The sequence below is a fragment of the Bradyrhizobium amphicarpaeae genome (genome assembly GCF_002266435.3).
GTDB lineage: Bacteria > Pseudomonadota > Alphaproteobacteria > Rhizobiales > Xanthobacteraceae > Bradyrhizobium > Bradyrhizobium amphicarpaeae.
Genome location: NZ_CP029426.2, coordinates 1,344,156 through 1,365,949, shown reverse-complemented (window position 1 = coordinate 1,365,949; position 21,794 = coordinate 1,344,156). Strand labels below are relative to the sequence as shown.

Sequence of the window (21,794 nt, the reverse complement as noted above, 5' to 3'; positions counted from 1 at the left end):
CCGGTTAAAATCATGAATTGGGCAATCCGGCCGTTGCCCTAACGAGTTTTTGGTATGCCATGACCCGCCTAAGGGCTCGTTAACGAATTGTGCTCCGCGGGACGCGGGAGAAAGGCCGCAGCGAGATTCAGCGGTTCGAGCGATTGAAAATTGGACGCGGGCACGCATTGGATTGCGGTTCTTCCAATCTAGAAAGCCTCGATATCGGGCCACCCCGCGTTGACTTGGCCGCCGCTCTGCCCGAACGATCGATGCAGACTTGCAGCATCACACTCGAGCGCGCTGCCGACGCCGGAGACTTCATGCATCGATCGACACCGACCGCGTCCACCGAGCTTCCCGCGCTCAGCGCCGCGGAACGGCTCTTCATCTGGGGATTCCGGGCCAAGGCACGCAGCGGAGGCGCCGTTCCGACCGCAGCCGACATCCAGGAGGTGTACGACCATTTCCGCGTCGGCGATGCCGTGCTTTCGCTGGAATCCATCATCGAGATCTTCGCCTGCACGGCCCACACCGCGATCGAGGTGCACTGCCCGACATGTCCGCGCATGTCGGACAGCGAGCAAGGAATTTTGCACGCCATCGCCGCGGCACAACGGGACCGCATCGACATCGTGCGCGAACGGTTCGAGAGCTGGCTGCCGCCGGTCGGCGCCGATTGGGCGCTCGCGCCCGTGCGCGGGCTCGCGACGATCTTTCGCATGGCAGGGCTGATCCTGCCCGACCGGAAATTGCGATCATTCGACCATGACCGGACCATGGCAATGAAGGGCTGGCTGGTCGGAAGCCCGACATTGCACTGACGAGACCGTTCATGCCCCCGGATATTTGCGGTTCTGTGCCGGACGCCGGCCAATCGCGGCGCTGTCCGCTCCAGGCCGCGCTTGGAGCGCGCCCATGCGTCGACAACTACGATGATTTCTGCCGCGTCGCGCTGTCGCTATTCCGCTTCATCGGGGCGGCCTATGCGACCGGCGCCTCCGATTGCTGGGAAGCCGCCTATCGCTTTGCCGACGAGGCGCCTGATATTGCCGACAGTCCCCTGCTGGTGGCGCGGGTGGCCGCGCTGGTCAGAATCCTGCGCAGCGGCCGTCCATGCGAGCTGTGTTTCATGCCGCCGTCCTGTCGTCGCCTGTCGAAGGACGAGACTGACCTGATGCGATTGCTGGCGGTCGCGCGTCGCAATCAGCCGGGCGAGCTCGAATCCATCGTCTGCGCCTTCGTCAGCTCCGGCCAGCAAGCTGCGGCGATGCGGGCGGTCAACGCCCTCGCCTTGTGCTGATATCTAGTCGCCTTTCCTGCCAAGCACGAGATCGATGGTGCCGGCGGCGATCTTGCGCAGTTGCGCCTCGTCGCCGAAGGCGCGTTCGAGCACGGCGAGGCCGCGCGTCACAGTGACGATATGGAGCGCCGCCGCCGCCGCGTCGCCCTTGAACTCGCCGCGCGCCGCTCCGGCCGTAAACGTGTCCTCGACCAGCGCGACGATGCGCGAGACCAGGCTTGCAAAGGCCCGGCGGGCATCCTCGTCCAGCCCCTCGCCTTCGGCGGCGCCGAGCTCCATCAGGCCGCGCGTGGTCGGACATCCGCGCGGCGGCGTGCCCGAACGGAAATTGCTGATGGTCAGATCGAAGAACGCAGTGAGGCGCTTGCGCAAGCTGCCCGTCCCGAGCGCCTTTTGCAGGGTTGTGAGATAATCCTCCGCATAACGTCCATAGGCCTGCAGGAACAGCGCCTCCTTGCTCCCGAAGGCATTGTAGAGGCTGCCGCGCTGCACCCCGGCATCGCGCGCGATGTCCGACAGCGAGGTGCCGCGCACACCCTTGCGCCAGAACTGGTCGAAGGCGATGCGCAGCACCTCGTCATGATCGAATTCGCGCGGCCTCAAATTCCGTTCCTCAAAGTATTTGACACGCTGTCAAGAACATGCTTTCTCGACATCGTGTCAAAAACCAGATGGGATTGATAGTCCGTTCCGTCAATCGGACGAACCGGCAAGGCGACCTGCGCCGCCGGATCGAGCCCGCATGCAAAGGGACCCGCTCATGCCACTGCTTCACATCGCGATGCGCGCCGGCAAGTCCGAAGCCTACCGGCAGGCGATTCTCGACGGACTCTACCAGGCCATGCGCGCGGCGCTCGACGTGCCCGAGGACGACGCGTTCATGTCCATCACCGAGCATGAGCCGGCGAACTTCCGCTGCGGCACCGGTTACGGCGTCGCGCGCAGCGACGACGCATTGCTGATCCAGATCACCGTGTTCGCCTCGCGCACCGCCGAGCAGAAGAAGGCGCTGTATCGCCAGATCGCGGATCGTCTCGGCGCAAATCCGGGCATCCGGCCCGAAGACGTGTTCGTCAACGTGCTCGACGCGCCCAAGGAGAACTGGTCGGTGGGACACGGCATCGCGCAGTTTGCGTGACGCGGCCGCGGTTTCAATCCGCAACACAAGCCTCCATGACGCCCTCGAGCTCGGCTTTCGACAGCACCCCGAGTTCGGCGATGAAGACGATCCGCGCGCGCGGCGCGCCCGGCGTCGGCGCTTCGCCCGGCGCCAGCGTGGCGCGGCCGGCGGCGAACTGGAACACCATCTGGCGCCCCGGCTGCTCGACCGTCTCGAACAGGCCTTTTGCGCGCGCCAGTTTCGGCGCCAGCTTGCCGATGGCCTGCTGCAGGCGGGGCAGCGAGACCGGGCGGTCCGAGGTCCAGCTCAGCGTCTCGAAGCGCTCCTCTGAGGGGCGCTTCGGGCCCGGATCGCGCGGCGCGGGCGCACGCTCGACGTTCGCGGGAAACAGCAGCGCGGACGGAATCTCGCCATGGCGCGCATCGACCACCACGGCAGGAAGGCGCAAGGCGCGGATGGCCTGACGCATCCGCGCACCCGCGCCCTCGTCCGCCAGATCCAGCTTGGTCAAGGCCACGATATCGGCAACGCGCAACTGCGAACGCTGGAGGGCATCCTCGAGCGCGGCCGGCGGTGTCGCTGCGTCGATCACGCACAGCACCGTCTCCAGCGGCGCCTCGCGCACGATCACGGGATCCATCAGGTTGCGGACGATGTCGGCGGGATCGGCGACGCCGCTGGTCTCGATCACGATATGCTCGGGCTTCGGATCGCGCCGCAATAGCGTCGAGAGCGTGCGCAGCAGATCGCCTTCGAGCGAGCAGCAGATGCAGCCGTTGGCGAGACTGACCACGCCGTCGCTGGCGCCGGCGATCAGCTCGGCATCGATGTTGATGGCGCCGAAATCATTGACGATCGCGGCGATCCGCCGTCCCTGCGCATGCGCCAGCAGATGGTTCACCACCGTGGTCTTGCCCGCCCCCAGAAAGCCCGTCACCAGCAGGATGGGGACCGGCATGAATCAGCCCCCGACGACGGGGCGGCGCACCGGCTTGCCCGGCCGCGCCGCGACATCGAGAATGCCGTCGGCGATCAACGGCTGCCCGCTGACGACGAGGTGCCGCACGCCTTCCGAGGGACGGTTCATCGCCGTAAAGGTGGCGCGGTCCGAGAGTTTTTCGTAGTCGAAGACGACGATGTCGGCGTCCGCGTCCTTCGCGAGCCGGCCCTTGGCGCGCATCGCCGGCGTGCTCTGCGAGAGGATTTCCGCCGGGATCAGCGCGCATTTGCGCACGCCTTCGAGCAACGACACGGATTTGCGCTCGCGCACCCATTCGCGGATGAAGCGGGTGAAGCAGCCGGCCGAGCGCGGATGCGAGGTGGCATCGTCGGGCAGCGGCCAGGCATCGCCGGTGTAGGTCTTGCCGTCCGGCATCGTCCAGGGCATCGCATCGGACGCGATCGCGCCGCCGGGATACAGCACCGACATGTCGAGCAGGTCGCGGTGATGCGAATTGTTCTCGATGTCGAGGATGTGCCAGAGCACCATGGCGGACGGCTCGTCGGCCTGCGCCATCAACAGTTCCTCGCGGTCGTGGAAGCGATAGCCGTCGGTCACGCGCTGCACGGAATCGTAGCCGGTGCCGTTGCGCTCGACGAATTCGGGGTCGCTGAAGAAGGCGGCGGCCAGTACGGTCGAGCCGGTGCCGTAAGGGTAGGCCTCGACCGTGATGGGCAGGCCCTGCGCCTGCGCTTTCGCGATCAGCTCGCGGCAACGCTCGACGTCGGTCTTGCTCGACGAGTTGAAATGGCAGATGTGCATGTGCGCGCCGGTGGCGCCGGCATAGCCGATCAGGCGGATATAGGCTTCCACCGCGCTTTCGGGGTCGATGCGCGACATGAACGCGACATGGGTGAAGGTCGGCACGTTCTGGGCTGCTGCGAGCTGGCAGACCGCGGTCAGCTCCTGCACGCCGGCGCCCGGGGCGTAGGCATTGAGGATGCCGATGCCGATGCCGCCTTCGTCGAGGCCACGCCCGAGACGCTCGAGTACGCCGGCGACTTCCGTGTCGGTGGCCACATTGTCCATCCAGCGGCGGTCGCGCATGGCGTTGCCGAACGCCTCCAGCGAGCTCTCGGCGTTCGAGCCCGTCATCGCGCCGATGCGCGCAAACGCCCAGTTTGTGGCGGCGCCGTAGTTCAGCACCCGGCCCTTCCTCGCCTGGCGCTCGTACCAGGACCCGACCGGCAGCACGCCGGCCTCGAGATCGAGCGTGGTCGTGACGCCGTCGAACGCCTGCATGCGGTCGGCCGGAACGGATTGGCCATGGGCGTGCAAATCGATGAAGCCGGGCGCGACCACGAGGCCGGTGGCGTCGATCACCCGCTCGGCGCCGCCGAGACCGGTGCCGACCGCGGCGATCCTGCCATCCACCACCGCCACGTCGCCGACGGCGTCCATCCCGCTCGCGGGATCCACCACCCGGCCGCCAGAAATCACCAAGCCGCTCATCTCGTCACTCCGAAAAACCATTGCCAAATCCCCAAAGGCCCGGCAGCAGCTTTGGAGGCGGGAGACCGGCCGCATCGCGTACCGTCCCGGCGCGCATAGAGGCAGATTTTCGGGGCAGCGACTACCGCCGCCGATGCCGACGCATCATGCGGAATCGCGCGCGCCGTCAGAGCCCGTCAAACCAGGATTTCCACTTCGGCACGGCCGTCGCGAAGGTGCCGCGATGGCTGGTGCTGCCGGTCGAGACGGCGCCGACCGCCGTGTTGCCGCTGCCGATTGCGCGCTGATAGGTCATGGCGAGCTGGCCCAGCCCGACGCTGATGGCTTCGTCGCTCTCGCCGTAATAGTTGCGGACCGGGCTCTTGACGATCCAGCGATACGCCTGGGTCTGCGCGACCAGGCGCCCATAGGCCGATGCCGCGAAGAACTGCGGATCGAAATAGTCGGCGCGGATCAGCTTGTGCAGGTCGGTGGGCACGTCGGCCGGATCGAAGGGTTCGCGCACGTAAGCCTTGCGCGACACATCGTAATAGGCATCCGCGATCAGCGAGCGCGCGAGCCCCGGCACCCCGTAATAATTCTCGAAGGAGAACGCCGTCAGGATAAACAGCGAATTCACCCAGCTCGCATCGTTCTTGCGCGGGAAATTGAGAAAGCCGTTCAGCGCCACGAACGCATCGACCGGCGCGCTCGCGGTGGCGGCGGCGTCGACCTTGACGCCCGATTGCTCGAGCTTTTCGAGCATGGCCATGGTCACGAAGCCGCCTTGCGACCAGCCGGCGAGGAACAGCTTGGTCGTGGTGAGCTTGAGGTGATCGAGCACGGCGCGGCTTGCGATCAGCATGTCGTAGGTCGCCTGCTGGTGGCTCGCCTTGACCATGTAGCCTTCCGGCTCCGACGACGTTCCCAGCCCGAAATAATCGGCGCCGATCACGGCGTAGCCCTGGCCGGCGAACTGGGCGATCATCAATTGCGTTTCCGGCGACTGCTGCGGAAACGAGGGGACCTCCTGCTTCCCGTAGACGGTGCCGTGCTGATACGACACCATCGGGAACGAGGTGCCGCTGTCCTCGGGGATCGCGAGCAGCCCGGAGGCGATCGTCGGCTTGTTGCCGCGCTCGGGCACGACGGACGAATAGGTCACGCGATAGAGCCGGACGGCATTGCGCGCCGGGCTGTAGGCCGCGGTGATTCCGGCGAAAGCGGGCGTGTCGACCTGCAGGATCTTGTTGAGCTGATCGGCATCCCAGCGCGCGATGCGCTGATATTCGATGCCGGCCGACAATTTGACGACCTGGCCCTCCTGTGCGTGGGCGGAAACCCCCATGAGGAACTGGACGAGAAGCAGGAGAGAGAAACGCCAAGCCGATGTCATGCAGGAGACCCGTCGCAAGAGACCGTGGAATCAGACCGAGGAATGAGCAGGTGACAGGCCTAAGCAGGTTCGGTTGAGATTGTGTTGCACCTGGCCTCGCGCCAAGTTGGAACCGGGCTGTCGAACCGTGCGCGATTGTCGCAGGTGGGTGGGCCACACGTTCGCGGTCTCGCGGCAATGATTTGCCCGAGTTGTGCTCCTCTTCACACCCTCTCGAAAGAAAGGGTGCAGGGAAGGCCGGGCGCCGGCTGGCACCCGTAAAGACCCCCGTGCTCAATGGATGCACACGCAATGCACAGGGGAGACACAGGGCAGCCGAAACCAGGCCTTCCCTGCGCGATGGTCTGACGGCCAATATGCCGCGCTCTCCCGGGAGCCGAACTTTCCTTTTGGCCTCCCTCGCCATTCGAATTGACGATGCCGGTCGCCCGGTTGGGCTCGCGCGCATCTTCGAACAGCTTGACCGTGGCAACGACGGCCAGGACGACGCGGTTTTGCCGTACGCAGGAGCGCCGTTCGTCTTCGCGGTTCGCGCGCGCTCACGAGGTTCTCTCGCCCTGCACGCGCAAGCTCCGCCTTGACGCCGCCCGCGTCCACCGCAATCCCCGCCCGCGCTCGAAACGACGTACGACCGCCCCTCATGTGGGCCGGGACGGCGGACACATACGACAAAACCGAATTTCGGTAAAGTGGAATGTTTTCGAGAGGAAGGCTTGACAGCGGATCTGCTGTTTTGCCCGACGGGCAGCTGGCCTGGACGAACTTCATCCTCCTCGACGTGTTCGGCACTTGCCGTCTGCCCCATCCGGCGACCGGTTCTTGCGACCGGTGGACTTCCGCACTTTGCCCGATGATGGCGCGACGCGCTGATCTGCCTTCGCGAGACTCCCGGTTGACAGCTGTTTGCAAATGAAACTAGGTTGATTGCGACGGTTCTCCTTCGGGAGATCAATAGGGAATACGGTGCGGGGATCTCCCAATGCCGTGGCTGCCCCCGCAACTGTAAGCGGCGAGCCTTCGCCAAATTGCCACTGAGCCTTCGGGCTTGGGAAGGCGGCGACAGGCAACGACCCGCGAGCCAGGAGACCTGCCGTCAGTCGTGGTCACACGCGAGCACATTGGGCGGGGTGTCCTGGTGAGTGTTGAGCTGCCTTTTTCTCGAGGCAGCGGCCAAGCTGAGTTCGCGGTGACGTGCCACGTTATCGCGAGTCCATTGATGACCTCCCAGACAATCTTCGCCCTGCGGCATCGCCGCACGTTGTTCAATTCAGTTGCACTCTCCTGCCTCGCTTGGTCGACCGATGGCTCGGCACAATCCGGCGGATCGCCCCAGACGCTCGACCCCGTGGTGGTGCAGCATACGGCAACGCCGGCTGCGCGCAGCAACCGCCGCGCCGCGGCCGCGCGCTCCGTGCGTTCCCACCAGCAACGCAACGCGGCTGCCAACGCCAATAAACCCGTTGCCGGCTCGACGGGTCCCGTGTTCGCTGCACCGACGCTCAACCTCACCGGGGCCAGCACGGCCGGGAGCCGGCTCGGACTGACGCGGCTGCAGACGCCGGGCAGCGTGGAGGTGATCTCCGCCGAAACCATCTCCGAACGCGGCCAGCAGAACCTCCTCGAGGCCGTGACGCAGAACGCCACCGGCTTCACGGCGAGCCCGGCCCCCGGCAATGGCGGCGTCTCCTTCAACACCCGCGGCTTCACCGGCCTCGGGTCCGTCATGACCTTGTACGACGGCACCCAGCTCTATATCGGCGCCGGGACGGTGACCTTTCCGTTCGATACGTGGTCGACCGAGCGCATCGAAGTGCTACGCGGGCCTGCGTCGGTGATGTATGGGGCGGGTGCGGTGGGCGGCGCCATCAACGTCGTTTCGAAACTGCCCTTGTGGGTTCCCCGCAACCAGGCCGAGATCTCGCTGGACACCAACATGACGCGGCGTATTGCCGTGGACAGTGGCGGTCCGGTCAGCAAGGACGTCGCCTACCGGATCACGGCCTCCGGCAATATGTCCGACGGCTGGGTCGACCGCGACGACACCTCCAATGTCGCCCTTCATGCCGTGATCCAGCTCAAGCAGAACGAAGACGTCACCTGGACGCTGTCTACGGACTATGGTGACCGCCAGCCGTCACGCTACTTCGGCACGCCGCTGATCAACGGCAGGCTCGATGAATCGCTGCGCTTCAAGAACTACAACGTCAGCGACAGCCATATCCGATACCAGGACAGCTGGAATCAGGTGAAGACCGAATGGCAGGTCGCCGACGGAATATCGGTTCAGAACTCGCTCTATTATTTGAACTCCAAGCGACACTGGAAGGACGTCGAAAGCTACGCCTACAATCCCGCCACCGGCCTGATCAACCGAAGCAGTTATATCGAGATTTTTCACGTCCAACAGCAAGTCGGCAATCGCATGGATGCGAAATTCCGCGGGCATGTCTTCGGCATGGCCAACGAGTTCCTCGCGGGTTTCGACGTCAACAGCATCAACTTCACCCACACCAACAATTCGCCCTATGGCGGCTCGTCTTCCGTCGACCCGTTCAATTTCGTTCCCGGCGTATTCAACAGTCCGAACGCCACGGTGCCCGGCTACGGAAGCGTGACCAACCAATACGCGCTGTTTGCCGAGAACAGGCTGTCGGTCACCGAGCAGCTGTCCTTGATTGCCGGCATCCGTCAGGACGAGCCGACGATCGCGCGTACCGACTATGTCGCGCCCGCCAACAGCTTCGAAAAGTCGTTCTCCTCGACAACCTGGCGCGCGGGTGCGGTCTACACACCGGTCAAGGATCTCGCTTTCTACGGCCAGTATTCCACCGCGGTCGATCCGGTCGGAGGGCTCATCTCACTCTCCTCCGCAAACAGGAACTTCGACCTCGCCACCGGCAAACAGATCGAGATCGGCGTCAAGCAATCGTTCTGGGGCGGACGCGGCGAATGGACCTTGGCCGGCTACGAGATCGTGAAGAACAACCTGCTGGCACGCGATCCGAACATCCCGTCGTTGACCGTCCAGGTCGGCCAGCAATCGTCGCGCGGCGTCGAAGCGTCGGTGGGCTTCCTGCTCGATCATGGCTGGCGGATCGATGCCAACACCGCCTTCCTGCGCGCGAAATACGATGATTTCGTGCAGGCTGTCGGGGGCGGAACCGTGAACTATGCCGGCAACGTACCGGTCAACGTGCCGCAGAACGTCTCCAACATCTGGGCGACCTGGGCCTTCGCACCGAACTGGTCGGCCAACGCAGGCGTGCAGATCGTCGGCAAGACCTATGCGGACAACGCCAACACGGTGACGCGCCCGGCCTACAACATCGTCAATGCCGGTGTGCAGTGGAAGCCCGACCTCAACACCACCGTGTCGTTCCGCATCTACAATCTGTTCGACGAGGTCTACACGACGTCGGGCGGGACCACACAGTGGATGCTCGGCATGCCGCGCACGGCGCAGCTCGCAGTCAACGTGAAATTCTGAGCATGCGGGCCCTGAAACGCACACTCCGGCGGTGGCTGTATATCGTCCACCGCTGGGTCGGCATCGTCACCTGCCTGTTCTTCGCCATGTGGATCATCTCCGGCGTGGTGATGATGTACGTGGCTTTTCCCGGCCTTTCCGACAAGGAACGGTTGGCAGCGCTCCCGGACGTTCAATGGGAGACGGCGGCGCTCTCGCCGGACGACGCGATGAAGGCGGCTGGCGCGACGCGCTATCCGCGCGATCTCCGACTGTCGATGCTTGCCGACGAACCCGTGTATCGGATCACCGGCTGGGACGGCAAGCGGCGGGCCATCTCGGCCGTCGACGGCCGCGTCATCACCGGCATCTCGGAACGGCAGGCGCTCGCGGTCGCACAACATCATCCGGCGGCCCGATCGCCACGGCTCGAAGCCATCATCGATCGCGACCAATGGAGCGTCACGGCCCGTTACGATCCGCTGAGACCGCTCTACCTCATTGCTCTCGGTGACGATGCCGGTACCAAGCTCTATATCTCCTCGCGCTCCGGCGAGGTCGCGCTCGACACCAGCCGGACCGAACGCGTCTGGAACTGGCTCGGCTCGATCCCGCACTGGATCTATCCGACCGTGTTGCGCCAGGATGGACCGCTGTGGCGATCCGTGGTGCTGTGGATCTCCGGAATCTGCCTGATCATCGGCGTCACCGGCATCTGGATCGGCATCCTTCGCGTCCGATTGAAGCACCGCTACGCCAGCGGGAGGATCACCCCGTATCGCGGCTGGATGGCGTGGCACCACGTCACTGGCCTGATCGCGGGCATCTTCGTGCTGACATGGACGTTCTCCGGTTGGCTGTCGCTCAATCCCGGCGAATATTTCGCAGGAAGCAACACCAAGCCCGAAGCGCTGCAACGCTACGCCGGCCACGATGCGCCGACCATTGCGGCGAGGCTGCCGACACCGCCATCCGCCGCGGTCGAAGCGCGCTTCGTCTGGCTCGACGACAGCCCGATGATGATCGCCGCATCGCGCGACGGCGTCCAGCGGCCTCTGGATGCGACGTCGGGCCAGATCGTCACGCTCCCGCAGGAGCGGCTTTGGAGCGCCGCAACGAAATTGCTGCCGCAAGCGCGCCTCGCGGAACGGATCGTCCTCGGAGAATACGATTCCTACTGGTACGCACATCATCACGACCGCGAATTGCCGGTATTGCGCGCGGTGTTCGACGACGACGCGACAACATGGTTACACATCAGCCCGGTCACGGGCGACATCGTCGGCCGCGCCGATGGCAGCCGTCGCACATATCGCTGGCTGTTCAACGCGCTGCACAGTTTCGATTTTCGCCTGCTGCTGATGTATCGCCCGGCCTGGGATATCGTGGTGTGGCTGTTGTCGATCCTCGGCACCATCGTCTCAGGGAGCGGCGTCGTGATCGGCTGGCGCTATCTGCGTCGTTGACCGACTGTCTTGCCCGCAACAAACCGTGGCGCCGGCCATGTATTGCAAAAGGCGCGAGGGGGTTCCATGTTTGGCCGCGGTGGAGGTTTGTCACGTCCCGACCGGTTGAACGCAAGGAACATCCGCTGGGTTCTGGCCGCAGCTCGGGTTCATTGCCTCGAAGGAGAGGAGTATCCAATGCCCGTGAAATTCGCAGACATCTCCCAGGCTTTCGAGTTCGGCGACCTCAGCGGCGGCATGGGGGAGTGCCACACCTTCGTCTGCAGGCAGACGGGGAAGATCTACTACCAGTTCGATCAGGACGACCTGCAGGAGCTCGAGGACGAGGAACTTCCCGACGACATCGAAGACGAGACCAAGTATCTGCGGATCCCGAACTCTCGAGATTTCGACCTCGGCAAGCCTCTCGTGATCGCCTTTGTCCGCGAAACGCTCCCGAACGATCTCGACGACGTTCGCTATTTCTTCAGCAAGCGCGGCGCCTACCAGAAGTTCAAGGGCCTGCTCTCCCGACGGGGAGCGATCGATGCCTGGCATCACTACCGGAACAAGGCGACGGAGCGGGCCTTGCGCGACTGGTGCGAGGTCCATTCCATCGAGATCGTCGATTGACCCGGCATTCCCTCGATCGCCATGGCAGGCATGAGGCGGCTCCGCCGTCATCTCGCCCCCATTGTCATTCAGGGAGCTAATGGGGCCGCGCTGTCGGGGGCGAAGTTCCAGGGTTCCCAGTGATAGGCCGACGTCCTCTTCAAACAAATCCTTCCATGTCGCGCCGGACTTTGCTGGGCGGACTGATGTCAGCGGGCAGTGCTCTCGCGCTCGGCGGATGCGCCGGCCTGGGCGCGACCGGCGCGACCTATGACGCATCGTCATTGTCAGTCGAACCGACGGTGCTCGTCGCCACCACGCGCAAAGCCGTGGGTGGCGGCCGCTCCAAGCCCTGGTTCGGGCCGGAGCGCGCGACGAGCCTGACGATTGCGCGGGCGAGGCTGGTGGCCCCCGACGAGAGCCGGCTGTCCCTCGCCTCGGTTGGAATCGGCGACTGGCGTCTCGACCGGGTCGAACCGGTGTCGGCCGACGCCGGCGATCTCGCCGCCGAGACCGGCGGAGGGGATGTGCTGATCTATGTCCACGGCTTCAAGCAGACGTTCGAGACGGCGGTGCTGGATGCCGCGCATCTCTCGGACGGAATTCGATTCCGGGGCCGGACCATCGCGTTCTCCTGGCCCTCCAGGGCAGGATTGTTCGACTATGCCTATGACCGCGACAGCGCGATGTGGTCCCGCGACGAGTTCGAACGCGTGCTCTCCGCGCTCGTGTCGACGCCGGGCGCCGGCCGCGTGCACATCGTCGCCCACAGCATGGGAACCATGCTGACGCTCGAAAGCCTGCGCCAGCTCTATGCGAAATACGGCGATACGATCACGGGCAAGATCGGTGCGGTGGTGTTCGCCGCGCCCGACATCGACATGGACGTGTTCTCCTCGGCGGTGCAGCGCATCGGTCCGCTGGCCGGCAAGATCACCGTGATTGCCTCGACCAACGACCGCGCATTGGCGCTGTCGGGACAGCTCGCCGGCGGCATGACCCGGGTCGGCGCAGCGGAAAAGGCCGCCATCGCGCGGCTCGGCGTGCGCGTGGTCGATGCGTCAGCGGAAGGCTGGGGCATCATCAACCACGACCTGTTCCTGTCGAATGCGGATGTGCAGAAGGTGATCCGGCGGTCGATTGACGGGACGACGGCGTGAGGAGGACAGTGGCGCGTGTTCGATGCATGCCATCAATCACGCCGAAGCGATGACCAACTACGAGGGTAGTTTTCGCTCGGCGATGATCCGCACAGGCGGAAAGACGACGCAATCGGCCACATCGAACAGCACTTGAAAGCTGCGATCAAACGCCCGTGCAAAGGCAATCGCGTCATTGCGCCGTCCGTCGGCAATGGCCGTGCCGAGCGTGCAATGAGGCGTCCAGGCGCCTGGCCGGTAATGAGGACGACAACGCGCTGGATCGATGGCCGCGCTGATCGCGCCGTGGATGCGAGCCAGGGTTTCGTCGACCACCGGCTCCGCCCAGAGGACGAGCGGAGAACCTTCGAACCAGCGAATTCGGTTGAACGCGATCCGCAGTTGCGTCTCGCCGGCAATAGCTGCCAGCATTGCCTCCCACGCGGACTTCTCGTCGATCTCGGGTCCGTCGTAGATCGCAAATGTAAAGTGAGGTCGGTAGCCGAGCGCGCGCATCGAGGGCTCGACCTCGAACGCCGCAACCTGATCCCACAGCCGCTCGATCTCGCCTGCCGACTCGTTGTCGGCCCTGATATTGATCGCCAATGCCATTGGTCATGCTCAATGTGAAACCATCAAAAAAGAGATCGCGGCCGCGGCGTTAGTCTACGCGATCAGACGCTGCACCAACGCCGTTTCGCTCGAATACGTCAGCAGCGCTTCGTGCGTCGCCCGGGTCACTCCGACATAGGTCAGTCGCACGCACTCCTCGACGGTCTCGCCGTGACGGCCGAGCAGGCCGAGGCCAGCGATGGCGACGCAGGGAAACTCCAGTCCCTTCGCGGAATGCATGCTCAGGAACCGCACGGCCACCCGCTTGACCGAGACTCTGTTGCGATTGTCCTTGGCCATATCGATCGGCGCGCCATGCCGGGCCAGGATCTGCGCAACTTTTCCTCCGATCCAGTGCTCCGGGTAGAGACACGCCATCTGCGACCACTCGTAACCGGCTTTCTTCCTGTCGAGAAACCATTCGGCGACGCAGTGCGCTTCTGCGTCGATGCTCACGCACCGTCGAACCTCCGGCTCCAGCCCTTGCCGGCCCGCATCTTCGGGCAACAGGATCGCGTGCTCGTCGTCGGCCGTCGTGCCGGGAGCGCCGATGACGTCCGCCGCGAAGCGCCTCGCGAAGGCGACGATCTGCGCCGTGTTGCGGTAGTTGACCTTCAACACGGTGGTCCTGCCCTTGGCTTCGATGCCGAGCTGACTCCACACCGGGCGTTCGCGTCCTTTGTAGATGGCCTGGATGTCGTCGTAGACGACCATCAGCGCTTTGGTGCGCGGGTTCACCATCTTGGCCGCGAGCGCGAGCCATTGCGGCTCGAAATCATGGGCCTCGTCGATCAGGACAGCGTCGTATTGCTCCGCCGGGATATGGCCTTGATCGACGGCCTTCACGACCGCTGCGACGCTGGCCGCAAGCCGCTCGGCGTAATCAGGATAATCGCGTTCGGACGGCGCGGGAATGCCGTACGTCCGCAGCATCCGGTAGCACCATGAATGAAAGGTGAGGACCTGCACGCGGTTCTCGACGCCCCGGCTCTGCATGGCATCCTCGAGCCGCCCGGCGATGCCATTGGCGTAACACAGGATCAGCACCGGCTTCGCCGCCGCTCGCGCGAGATACTCGGCCCGGAAGGCCAGGATCAGGGTCTTGCCCGATCCGGCGACGCCGCGAATGATCCGATGCCCCTCGCCCAGGCTGCGTGCGAACTGCTCCTGATGCATGTCCATGACCGCAAGCGTGCGGTCCGAGGGATTGACACCGCTCGTGTCTTCCAGAGGCAGCGCAATCTGCCGGATGCGGATCTCCGGAAACAGCAGCGCGCGCAGCCGGTCGAATTGCGGCATGGACAGCGGCTCTCCGAGACGCGGATAGACCATGCGCCACACCCGTGAGCGGAATTCCTCGGGATCGGCGCCCTCCGTCATTTCGTCCTTGAACATGCAGAGCTGCTCGGAGAACACGTCCTTGAGATCGGTCTGTTCGAACTGCTTGCGCGTGATGTTCGTGAACACGGCGCCATGGCCGAACGGCACGATGGCTTTGCCCATGAATCGATGCCCGGGCGGAAACAGCAGCTGCCCGTCGCGCTCAACCGTGCGCACGACGTCGAACGTATATTTGCGCGCCTGCTCGAGCGGATTTGTCTCGCGCACCACGCCACGGCTGGTCAGCAACTCGACCTGCGTCTTGTCCGCCGAGACGATCGTCTCCAGACGCCAGTCCTTCACCTCGAGCACCAGCAGCCCGTTCGCGGGATGAACGATGATGAAATCCGGATGCCGGTTGAGCGGGCCGACGGGGAGGTTGTGCCAGACGACGGCGTTCTCTTCGAGAAAGTCCTTGAGCCGTTCCGCGAGCCGCAGCTCCCCACGGCTGTCGAAGCGCGCGAAGCCGAGGCTGGGGATCAGGATTGCCATGTGACGACCGCGAGCACCATTGCGGACCGCCGCGTGAGCTGCGTACGTGGCAAAGCGGTCCCTCCAGGCTCACATGGTCGCCCAGGGGATACAGCTTTTCAATGGCTTAGGATTATACTTGGCGCTCCCTAGGGGAATCGAACCCCTGTTTCAGCCTTGAGAGGGCCGCGTCCTAACCGCTAGACGAAGGGAGCGTGAGGGCTAGCCAATAACCTCGAAATTTGTCCGCCGCAAGGACCCCCACGGGCCTTTTACGGCTCATTGGCGAATTTCAGCTTTCCGGCGGGCTTCAGGGTGTGGGCGTCGAAGGTGCGGATTTCGATGACCCCGCCGAGATCCAGGGTGACCACGAGGCGATCGCCGGCGAGGCCGGTCGAGACGATTTTGGCGCCCTTCGGCAGCATGGCGGTGACGTCGCCGGCCGGCTCGGCCGCCCTTCCCTCGGACTTGAAAAGGCGGTAGCCCACCGCGATCAGCACGGCGCAGATCGCCAGCGCCGTGGTCAACCCCGCGATCAGCATCATCCGCCGCACCCGCGCGAACAGCGCGGCCTGCTCGGGGCTCGGTTCGGGAACAGCGGTGTCAGTCGTGGTCATGGAAAAACTTGATCCTAAGGGTCTTGGCTCTGCGCAAAGGTTGGAGGTTGTCGTCGACGGCAGCGAGGGCTCGGCCCGGCTCGACCGCGTGCTGGCGGCACACCTCACCGACCTGTCGCGATCGCGGCTGAAAGCCCTGATCCTGGCGGGCGCGGTGAGCCTGAAGACTGCCCCCGTCCGCGACCCCGCTTATCACGTCACATCCGGCGATACGATCACAATCGACGTGCCGGAAGCCACCCCGCCGGAGCCCAAGGGAGAGGATATCGCGCTCGATATCGTGTTCGAGGACGACGACATCGTCGTCCTCAACAAGCCGAAGGGGCTGGTGGTGCACCCGGCCGCCGGCCACGAGACCGGCACGCTGGTCAACGCGCTGATCGCCCATTGCGGCGCTTCGCTGTCGGGCATCGGCGGGGTGCGCCGGCCCGGCATCGTGCACCGGCTCGACAAGGACACCACGGGGCTGATGGTGGTCGCCAAGAACGACCTCGCCCATGCCTCGCTGACCGCGCAATTTGCCGATCACGGCCGCACCGGGCCGATGCGCCGCGGCTACATGGCCTTCGCGTGGGGCGTGCCGGGCCGCCATCGCGGCACCGTCGACGCGCCGATCGACCGCCATCCCCATGCGCGCGAGAAGATGGCGGTGCGCCAGGGCGGCCGGGAAGCCGTCACGCATTGGGAGATCCTGGAGAGTTTCAACGGGCGCGACGGCAAGCCGATCGCGACGCTGCTGGCCTGCGAGCTCGAGACCGGGCGCACCCACCAGATCCGCGTCCATCTCGCCCATATCGGGCACCCTCTGATGGGGGATGCCGTCTATGGCCCGCATTTCAAGACCAAGGCGAACCAGCTCGGGCCCGAATCGCAGGCGGCTCTGACCGCGCTTGGGCGGCAGGCCCTGCATGCGTACCTACTGGTACTGGAGCACCCGAGGACCGGAGAATTACTTCACTGGGAGGCGGCTTTGCCGGAGGATTTGCTTCTCCTTCAAGGCAGGCTGAAAGCGGCGGTATGACGCAGGCCCCTTAAGAAAAGCGTTACATTACAAAAGATTATAGCTGCCACACGGGGACGTGACGTCAGCAATCCTTCCCTTTTTGCCCCCCGATGGGGTATATTGCGCCTGCGTTGGAAATGACCAACGTGGAACATCGCAGCTACGGCCGGCTTTAACAAAGCGGTCGTCTGCCTGGCCCGCCGCTATCGGGGGCCTGAACCTTTGGAGGGCTTCAGTATGGCCCGTACCGCTGCTTTGCCGGTGCTCAACGGAGAATCCGGTCTTTCCCGTTACCTCGCCGAGATCCGCAAATTCCCGATGCTGGAACCCCAGCAGGAATACATGCTCGCCAAGCGTTGGCGCGAGCATGACGATCGCGACGCGGCGCATCAACTCGTCACCAGCCATCTCCGTCTCGTGGCCAAGATCGCCATGGGCTATCGCGGCTACGGCCTGCCGATCTCCGAGGTCGTCTCGGAAGGCAATGTCGGCCTGATGCAGGCGGTGAAACGTTTCGAGCCCGAGAAGGGCTTCCGTCTCGCCACCTACGCGATGTGGTGGATCAAGGCGTCGATTCAAGAGTACATCCTGCGTTCCTGGTCGCTCGTGAAGATGGGCACCACTGCGAACCAGAAGAAGCTGTTCTTCAACCTGCGCAAGGCGAAGAGCAAGATCAACGCGCTGGACGAGGGCGATCTCCGCCCCGATCAGGTCAAGATCATTGCCAAGCGTCTCGGCGTCACGGCCCAGGACGTGATCGACATGAACCGCCGCCTCGGCGGCGACGCGTCGCTCAACGCACCGATTCGCGACGACGGCGAAGCCGGCGAATGGCAGGACTGGCTGGTCGACAATACGCCCAACCAGGAAGCCATGCTGGCCGAGCACGAGGAATATGACGAACGCCGTGACGCGCTGAACGGCGCCATGGGCGTGCTCAACCCGCGCGAACGCCGCATCTTCGAGGCTCGCCGCCTCGCCGATGAGCCGATGACGCTGGAAGACCTCGCTGCCGAGTTCGGCGTGTCGCGCGAGCGCGTCCGCCAGATCGAGGTCCGCGCCTTCGAGAAGGTGCAGTCCGCGGTCAAGGGCACGATCGCAAGGGCCGAACAGGCCGCGCTGGAAGCAGCCCACTAAGCGGGGCGTTTCCGCGGAGAGAAATTGGCGGATCGAAAGAGAGAAAAAGCCGGCGGCAACGCCGGCTTTTTTGTTTTGCGTGTGAGCTGCCGCATGTTCACGAGGCTGCCGCCTTGAACGCCTCGGGCGGGTCGTCCGACATACCTCTGGTCACCTCCCCCAGAGCGGATACCCCGTGTCGATCATCCTGCAATCCACCGTCGGCGGCTTCTCCGCCCAGTTCATGCGCAAGCTGCCGCTGGTCGAGCAGGCGATGCGCGAGCATGGGCTGGAGCCGTCGGAGTTCGTGATCTCCAAGGACTATGCGTCGACAGCGACGATCCCGATCATGGGTCCGTTCTTCTTCAGTTACAGCGTGTTCTTCGGCGAGGAGACATTCACCGTCACCGAGCCGAACGACATGGTGTTCCTGGATTACTTCTTCAAGCGCGTGCTCGCCGTCGATGATCCACCCGAATTGCCGCAGCGGCCGGGATTGATGCGACGGTTGTTCGGATGGATGGCGCAGGCGGTGTGAAATCGCGGTCGAAGCGCTTCGCTCGATCGCTCTTGTCGCGGGACGCCGGCTCGTGTATGTGCTGCGGCCCGGTGCAATACCGCGCCGATTGTTCACGCTCTTCAAGGGAGGCGGCATGAAGTCTAGATCAAGACGTTCCGACCGCCGCCTGCCCACGGCTTGCCCGCGCACGGTCATGAGCTGAACGCCGCTTCGCGGCTGTTCTTTCGACCATTCAATCTGATTACGAGGAACGCGACGCCCACGGCGTCGCGCCATATCGTCATGTATTTGCGGTTCGTTACACCGCTCATCCACCCGCACAGCCGCGTGGAGAGCGGCTTCTTTCGTGCATCCTGGTATCTCGACCGAACTGATTGCCCCGACTGGATTCGGCACGAGCTGACGGAGCAGTTCGACTGGTTCTCGCGGCATCTGCCGCTTCCCGGCCGCATCGCGCGGCACTTCAAGCGGCGCGATTCGATCTGGGGCATCTGCTGGTTCGATCCGCGAGCCCGCGAGGCGGTCAGCCGCGCGCGTTACTGCGCCTGGCTGCTCGAGGAAGGGGGTCTGCCGGTGCGGGCAATCACGACGTCGCACCAGCGCGAAGTGATCTGGCGCGATGCGCATCAGATCGTCACGAAGCCTTCGGCAGACTTGCCCAAGGCCTTCCCGTGAAAGGAGACAAGCTTGCCAAGGCGCGACGGGATTCGGTGAATCGTGGTTGCGCTTTGGCTCTATTCCCCCCACATCCGCGCCAGCGTCGCGAGCCAGCAGCCCTCGCAATAGCGCGAATCCTTGTAGTCGATCCAGTTGTGGGCATAGACGTGGTCGAGCGGAATGTCGTAGCGCGCGCGCAGCAGCTTCACGAGCACGCGCCACGCCGCGACCTGCGCGTCGGTCGGACCGGTCGTCACATCAGGATAGTTGCCGGCGAACTCGACGCCGATGGAATTGTCGCGCACGACCCGGCGGTAGGTCGCGCCGTTGTCGATGTACTTGTTGTCGTTGCGGTTGGCGCCGTCGCCATGGGTCGGCACCAGGTTTTCCGCGACCGCCCAATAGACCGTGCCGTCGGTCTCCACCCACACGGTGACGCCGCGCCGCGTCGGGTTCTTCGACTGCTCCGCCGCGCCGCCGCGCGCCGAGCCCGCCGGCCCCTCGGTCTGGTGCACGATGATGTTGCGCCAGGGTCTTGCGCCGCGGACGTCACCCCAGGGCGCCAGCCAGACCATCTTCAGGCCGGGAATGTCGGGCGTACCGGAGGCGCGTGCGAGCTTTGCGAGCTCGGCATCCCCGGCAGCGGCAGGCGCGATCAGAAAGAAGGCGGCGACAGCGGCCGCGAGCAGGCGAGAAATCATCATGCGGGTCCAACGGAGACCCAACCTAGCATGGCCTCAGGCGAAATTGCGCGCGGCCTCGCCCTGTCCGATCGGCTCAGGCGCGAGCGGCGGCGACGGATCGTAGACCGCGAAATCGTTCTTGCCGTTCTTCTTGGCGGCATAGAGAGCGTGGTCGGCATTGGCCATCAGGCGATCCGGGTATGCGCCGATGCCGCGATCCCATTGCGCGACGCCGATCGAGATCGCGATCGGGATCTCGCTGCCGGTGCAGGCCTCGGCATCCTGGCGGCAGACCTCGAGCACGCGGCGGGCGATTGCGGCGGCCTCGCGCAGGGACGATGACGGCAGCACGACGCAGAACTCGTCGCCGCCGGTGCGGGCCAGCATGTCGCCGGGCCGCAACCGCGTCTGCGCCATCAGGGTGAAGTGCTGCAGGCAGGCATCGCCGGCGGCATGGCCGTGGGTGTCGTTGATGGTCTTGAAGCCGTCGAGATCGATCACCAGCAGCGAGAACGGCGCGCCACTGCGCTCCGAGCGGGCGCATTCCTCGGTCAGGCGCTGCAGCAGATGCCGCCGGTTGGCGACGCCGGTGAGATCGTCGAGCAGTGCGAGGTCGGCGACCTCGGCCCGCAGCCGGTCCATCGCCATCAGCAAGAAGCCGAAATTGAGCGTCATCGACAGGAACAGGAGTCCCAGCACCATCACGGCATGGGTCTGGCCGCCGGCCTTTGCCGAGAGATCCTGGCCGAGCAGATTGCCGATCGTGCGGGCCACGAGGATCGCGATGATGGTGAGGATGACGATGCCGGACAGCCGCGCGCCCGGGCTGACGCGCCCCTCGGGCGGCGACAGCAGCAGACGCAGCGCCAGGATCAGCGGCAGGGCCTGACCGAGCGTGTAGCTGAGCATGCGCAGCTGCATGTTCTCGAAGCCGACCATGAAGACCACGACGCCGGCGAGGCTCAAGCCTCCCGTAACCGTCATCAGTCGCCATGAGACCGGCCGGCCATAGAAGCGCTGAATGCCCATGGCGGCGAAGCAGCTCGCGGCGATGACGCCGGCCGCGCCAAGCAGAAGCGGGAGGGGAGACGAGACGAACAGTCGGATCAGCGCCGTCATCGCCCCGATCGCGCCGACGAAGGACGATGCCATCCAGAACCGCGCGGCGGCGAATTTCGGATAGGAGCGTATCACGTAGGCCCAGATCACGCCGAGCGCCAGGAAGTTGACGACGAAGACGGTCCAGAGCGTCGATACGTTCAGCATGACGCGTGCGGCATGCGCAGCGTCGCGCCCCCCGTCCCTGGTAGCCGTCCGTCCATGACTCATCCCCGTTTCTTGCGGAGGAGAATGCGGCCATCGCGCTTAATGGAGTCTCACCGCGATCCGGAAAATCGCGCCTTTGGTTTTGGATTCATGAACGGCCCCCTTTCCGTTGGCGTCTCGTTAGGGATGCCGGCGGCGACGCCGCTTCGAGGCCGCAATGCGGATTCGCGCACCAAAATCACCCGAAAATGCATCTGAGCTGTGGATAACGCGATGACGGAGATGTGACAGCGCGGGGCAGCGAGCTGCGAATCTGCTGAGCTTGTCATCGAGGATGTTGCGAGGCTGGCCCTCCGCCGAGCATCCCTCGTGTCGCGTTTCACCATTAACCCTGAAGAGGATCCTATGGCTAAGAAAGCGAAGAAGGCTGTGAAGAAGAAGGCGAAGAAGGCCAAGAAGGCGGCGAAGAAGAAGTAACCAGGCTTCTTTTTCTTTGCCCGGGTGGAGCCTCGCTCCGCCCGGGCGTCGGGTCAGCGTTGAGAGAGTGTGAAGGAGTGGCGGGCGCGAGGCCCGCTTTT

At 64.6% G+C, this 21,794-nt stretch carries 20 protein-coding genes, 1 tRNA gene and 1 riboswitch; of the genes, 11 read left to right on the top strand and 10 right to left on the bottom strand.

Going from position 1 to position 21,794, the window contains the following annotated elements; genetic code table 11:
• Positions 1-89 precede the first annotated feature (89 nt).
• Positions 90-803: a hypothetical protein gene (locus tag CIT40_RS06650; RefSeq protein ID WP_244611920.1), complete on the top strand. Its 714-nt coding sequence runs from the start codon at positions 90-92 to the stop codon at positions 801-803.
• 11 nt (positions 804-814) lie between these two features.
• Positions 815-1,282 carry a hypothetical protein gene (locus CIT40_RS06645; protein WP_094895134.1) on the top strand — a complete coding sequence of 156 codons (468 nt, stop codon included), beginning with the start codon at positions 815-817 and terminating at the stop codon, positions 1,280-1,282.
• Between the two features lie 3 nt (positions 1,283-1,285).
• Here the strand turns inward: CIT40_RS06645 and CIT40_RS06640 are convergent, their stop codons facing one another.
• Positions 1,286-1,885 carry a TetR/AcrR family transcriptional regulator gene (locus CIT40_RS06640; protein WP_094895133.1) on the bottom strand — a complete coding sequence of 200 codons (600 nt, stop codon included), beginning with the start codon at positions 1,883-1,885 and terminating at the stop codon, positions 1,286-1,288.
• Positions 1,886-2,042: 157 nt separating this feature from the next.
• On the opposite strand from CIT40_RS06640, the gene CIT40_RS06635 reads away from it, so the two are divergent.
• Complete coding sequence (locus CIT40_RS06635) at positions 2,043-2,420, top strand: tautomerase family protein (RefSeq protein WP_094895132.1); 378 nt, start codon at positions 2,043-2,045, stop codon at positions 2,418-2,420.
• Positions 2,421-2,433: 13 nt separating this feature from the next.
• Here the strand turns inward: CIT40_RS06635 and CIT40_RS06630 are convergent, their stop codons facing one another.
• From CIT40_RS06630 to CIT40_RS06620, 3 genes are all read right to left on the bottom strand, one after another.
• Positions 2,434-3,360 (bottom strand): CobW family GTP-binding protein, encoded by a 927-nt coding sequence (locus CIT40_RS06630; RefSeq protein WP_094895131.1) that lies wholly within the window; start codon positions 3,358-3,360, stop codon positions 2,434-2,436.
• Between the two features lie 3 nt (positions 3,361-3,363).
• Positions 3,364-4,854 (bottom strand): amidohydrolase family protein, encoded by a 1,491-nt coding sequence (locus CIT40_RS06625; protein ID WP_244611991.1) that lies wholly within the window; start codon positions 4,852-4,854, stop codon positions 3,364-3,366.
• Between the two features lie 166 nt (positions 4,855-5,020).
• The gene (locus CIT40_RS06620; protein ID WP_094895130.1) at positions 5,021-6,181 is read right to left on the bottom strand and encodes an alpha/beta hydrolase family protein; all 1,161 of its coding nucleotides are present in this window, start codon (positions 6,179-6,181) and stop codon (positions 5,021-5,023) included.
• Positions 6,182-7,142: 961 nt separating this feature from the next.
• A riboswitch (cobalamin riboswitch) is annotated at positions 7,143-7,338 on the top strand.
• A gap of 107 nt (positions 7,339-7,445) precedes the next feature.
• Here CIT40_RS06620 and CIT40_RS06615 point away from each other — a divergent pair.
• The 4 genes from CIT40_RS06615 (at position 7,446) to CIT40_RS06600 (ending at position 12,912) form a co-directional block, all read left to right on the top strand.
• Positions 7,446-9,716 carry a TonB-dependent receptor gene (locus CIT40_RS06615; protein ID WP_094895129.1) on the top strand — a complete coding sequence of 757 codons (2,271 nt, stop codon included), beginning with the start codon at positions 7,446-7,448 and terminating at the stop codon, positions 9,714-9,716.
• A gap of 2 nt (positions 9,717-9,718) precedes the next feature.
• Positions 9,719-11,161, top strand: a complete 1,443-nt coding sequence (locus CIT40_RS06610) for a PepSY-associated TM helix domain-containing protein (RefSeq protein WP_094895128.1) — start codon at positions 9,719-9,721, stop codon at positions 11,159-11,161.
• 177 nt (positions 11,162-11,338) lie between these two features.
• Positions 11,339-11,773, top strand: a complete 435-nt coding sequence (locus CIT40_RS06605) for a hypothetical protein (RefSeq protein WP_094895127.1) — start codon at positions 11,339-11,341, stop codon at positions 11,771-11,773.
• Positions 11,774-11,958: 185 nt separating this feature from the next.
• The gene (locus CIT40_RS06600; protein WP_162307375.1) at positions 11,959-12,912 is read left to right on the top strand and encodes an alpha/beta hydrolase; all 954 of its coding nucleotides are present in this window, start codon (positions 11,959-11,961) and stop codon (positions 12,910-12,912) included.
• Between the two features lie 57 nt (positions 12,913-12,969).
• On the opposite strand, the gene CIT40_RS06595 is transcribed toward CIT40_RS06600, so the two are convergent.
• The 4 genes from CIT40_RS06595 to CIT40_RS06580 all read right to left on the bottom strand — a co-directional run bounded on the left by CIT40_RS06595 (position 12,970) and on the right by CIT40_RS06580 (position 15,971).
• A complete protein-coding gene (locus CIT40_RS06595; RefSeq protein ID WP_094895125.1) occupies positions 12,970-13,503 on the bottom strand; it encodes a 2'-5' RNA ligase family protein in 534 nt (177 codons plus the stop codon).
• 54 nt (positions 13,504-13,557) lie between these two features.
• Complete coding sequence (locus CIT40_RS06590) at positions 13,558-15,375, bottom strand: UvrD-helicase domain-containing protein (RefSeq protein WP_094895124.1); 1,818 nt, start codon at positions 15,373-15,375, stop codon at positions 13,558-13,560.
• 119 nt (positions 15,376-15,494) lie between these two features.
• A tRNA-Glu gene (locus tag CIT40_RS06585) sits at positions 15,495-15,569 on the bottom strand.
• A 57-nt stretch (positions 15,570-15,626) separates the two neighbouring features.
• A complete protein-coding gene (locus CIT40_RS06580) occupies positions 15,627-15,971 on the bottom strand; it encodes a hypothetical protein (protein WP_094895123.1) in 345 nt (114 codons plus the stop codon).
• Between CIT40_RS06580 and CIT40_RS06575 the strand changes: the two genes are divergently transcribed.
• The 4 genes from CIT40_RS06575 to CIT40_RS06560 all read left to right on the top strand — a co-directional run bounded on the left by CIT40_RS06575 (position 15,862) and on the right by CIT40_RS06560 (position 19,285).
• Complete coding sequence (locus CIT40_RS06575; protein ID WP_414645422.1) at positions 15,862-16,992, top strand: RluA family pseudouridine synthase; 1,131 nt, start codon at positions 15,862-15,864, stop codon at positions 16,990-16,992. The two genes, CIT40_RS06580 and CIT40_RS06575, sit on opposite strands and share 110 nt — an antisense overlap.
• Before the next feature lie 219 nt (positions 16,993-17,211).
• A complete protein-coding gene (gene rpoH, locus CIT40_RS06570; protein WP_094895121.1) occupies positions 17,212-18,111 on the top strand; it encodes an RNA polymerase sigma factor RpoH in 900 nt (299 codons plus the stop codon).
• 175 nt (positions 18,112-18,286) lie between these two features.
• Positions 18,287-18,628 carry a hypothetical protein gene (locus tag CIT40_RS06565; protein WP_094895120.1) on the top strand — a complete coding sequence of 114 codons (342 nt, stop codon included), beginning with the start codon at positions 18,287-18,289 and terminating at the stop codon, positions 18,626-18,628.
• Positions 18,629-18,892: 264 nt separating this feature from the next.
• Positions 18,893-19,285 (top strand): hypothetical protein, encoded by a 393-nt coding sequence (locus tag CIT40_RS06560; RefSeq protein WP_094895168.1) that lies wholly within the window; start codon positions 18,893-18,895, stop codon positions 19,283-19,285.
• A 59-nt stretch (positions 19,286-19,344) separates the two neighbouring features.
• Here CIT40_RS06560 and CIT40_RS06555 read toward each other — a convergent pair whose 3' ends face one another.
• Both CIT40_RS06555 and CIT40_RS06550 read right to left on the bottom strand, forming a co-directional pair.
• Entirely contained in the window at positions 19,345-19,971 is a 627-nt protein-coding gene (locus tag CIT40_RS06555; protein WP_094895119.1) for a peptidoglycan recognition protein family protein, read from the bottom strand.
• Positions 19,972-20,004: 33 nt separating this feature from the next.
• Entirely contained in the window at positions 20,005-21,216 is a 1,212-nt protein-coding gene (locus tag CIT40_RS06550; protein ID WP_162307828.1) for a GGDEF domain-containing protein, read from the bottom strand.
• Positions 21,217-21,794 lie beyond the last annotated feature (578 nt).

Bases quoted from the DNA above. Each gene is read 5' to 3' on its own strand.
- CIT40_RS06645 (WP_094895134.1), top strand. From the start codon at position 815: ATGCCCCCGGATATTTGCGGTTCTGTGCCGGACGCCGGCCAATCGCGG.
- CIT40_RS06635 (WP_094895132.1), top strand. From the start codon at position 2,043: ATGCCACTGCTTCACATCGCGATGCGCGCCGGCAAGTCCGAAGCCTAC.
- CIT40_RS06630 (WP_094895131.1), bottom strand. From the start codon at position 3,360: ATGCCGGTCCCCATCCTGCTGGTGACGGGCTTTCTGGGGGCGGGCAAG.
- CIT40_RS06625 (WP_244611991.1), bottom strand. From the start codon at position 4,854: ATGAGCGGCTTGGTGATTTCTGGCGGCCGGGTGGTGGATCCCGCGAGC.
- CIT40_RS06620 (WP_094895130.1), bottom strand. From the start codon at position 6,181: ATGGGGGTTTCCGCCCACGCACAGGAGGGCCAGGTCGTCAAATTGTCG.
- CIT40_RS06615 (WP_094895129.1), top strand. From the start codon at position 7,446: ATGACCTCCCAGACAATCTTCGCCCTGCGGCATCGCCGCACGTTGTTC.
- CIT40_RS06610 (WP_094895128.1), top strand. From the start codon at position 9,719: ATGCGGGCCCTGAAACGCACACTCCGGCGGTGGCTGTATATCGTCCAC.
- CIT40_RS06605 (WP_094895127.1), top strand. From the start codon at position 11,339: ATGCCCGTGAAATTCGCAGACATCTCCCAGGCTTTCGAGTTCGGCGAC.
- CIT40_RS06600 (WP_162307375.1), top strand. From the start codon at position 11,959: ATGTCAGCGGGCAGTGCTCTCGCGCTCGGCGGATGCGCCGGCCTGGGC.
- CIT40_RS06595 (WP_094895125.1), bottom strand. From the start codon at position 13,503: ATGGCATTGGCGATCAATATCAGGGCCGACAACGAGTCGGCAGGCGAG.
- CIT40_RS06590 (WP_094895124.1), bottom strand. From the start codon at position 15,375: ATGGCAATCCTGATCCCCAGCCTCGGCTTCGCGCGCTTCGACAGCCGT.
- CIT40_RS06580 (WP_094895123.1), bottom strand. From the start codon at position 15,971: ATGACCACGACTGACACCGCTGTTCCCGAACCGAGCCCCGAGCAGGCC.
- rpoH (WP_094895121.1), top strand. From the start codon at position 17,212: ATGGCCCGTACCGCTGCTTTGCCGGTGCTCAACGGAGAATCCGGTCTT.
- CIT40_RS06560 (WP_094895168.1), top strand. From the start codon at position 18,893: ATGTATTTGCGGTTCGTTACACCGCTCATCCACCCGCACAGCCGCGTG.
- CIT40_RS06555 (WP_094895119.1), bottom strand. From the start codon at position 19,971: ATGATGATTTCTCGCCTGCTCGCGGCCGCTGTCGCCGCCTTCTTTCTG.
- CIT40_RS06550 (WP_162307828.1), bottom strand. From the start codon at position 21,216: ATGCTGAACGTATCGACGCTCTGGACCGTCTTCGTCGTCAACTTCCTG.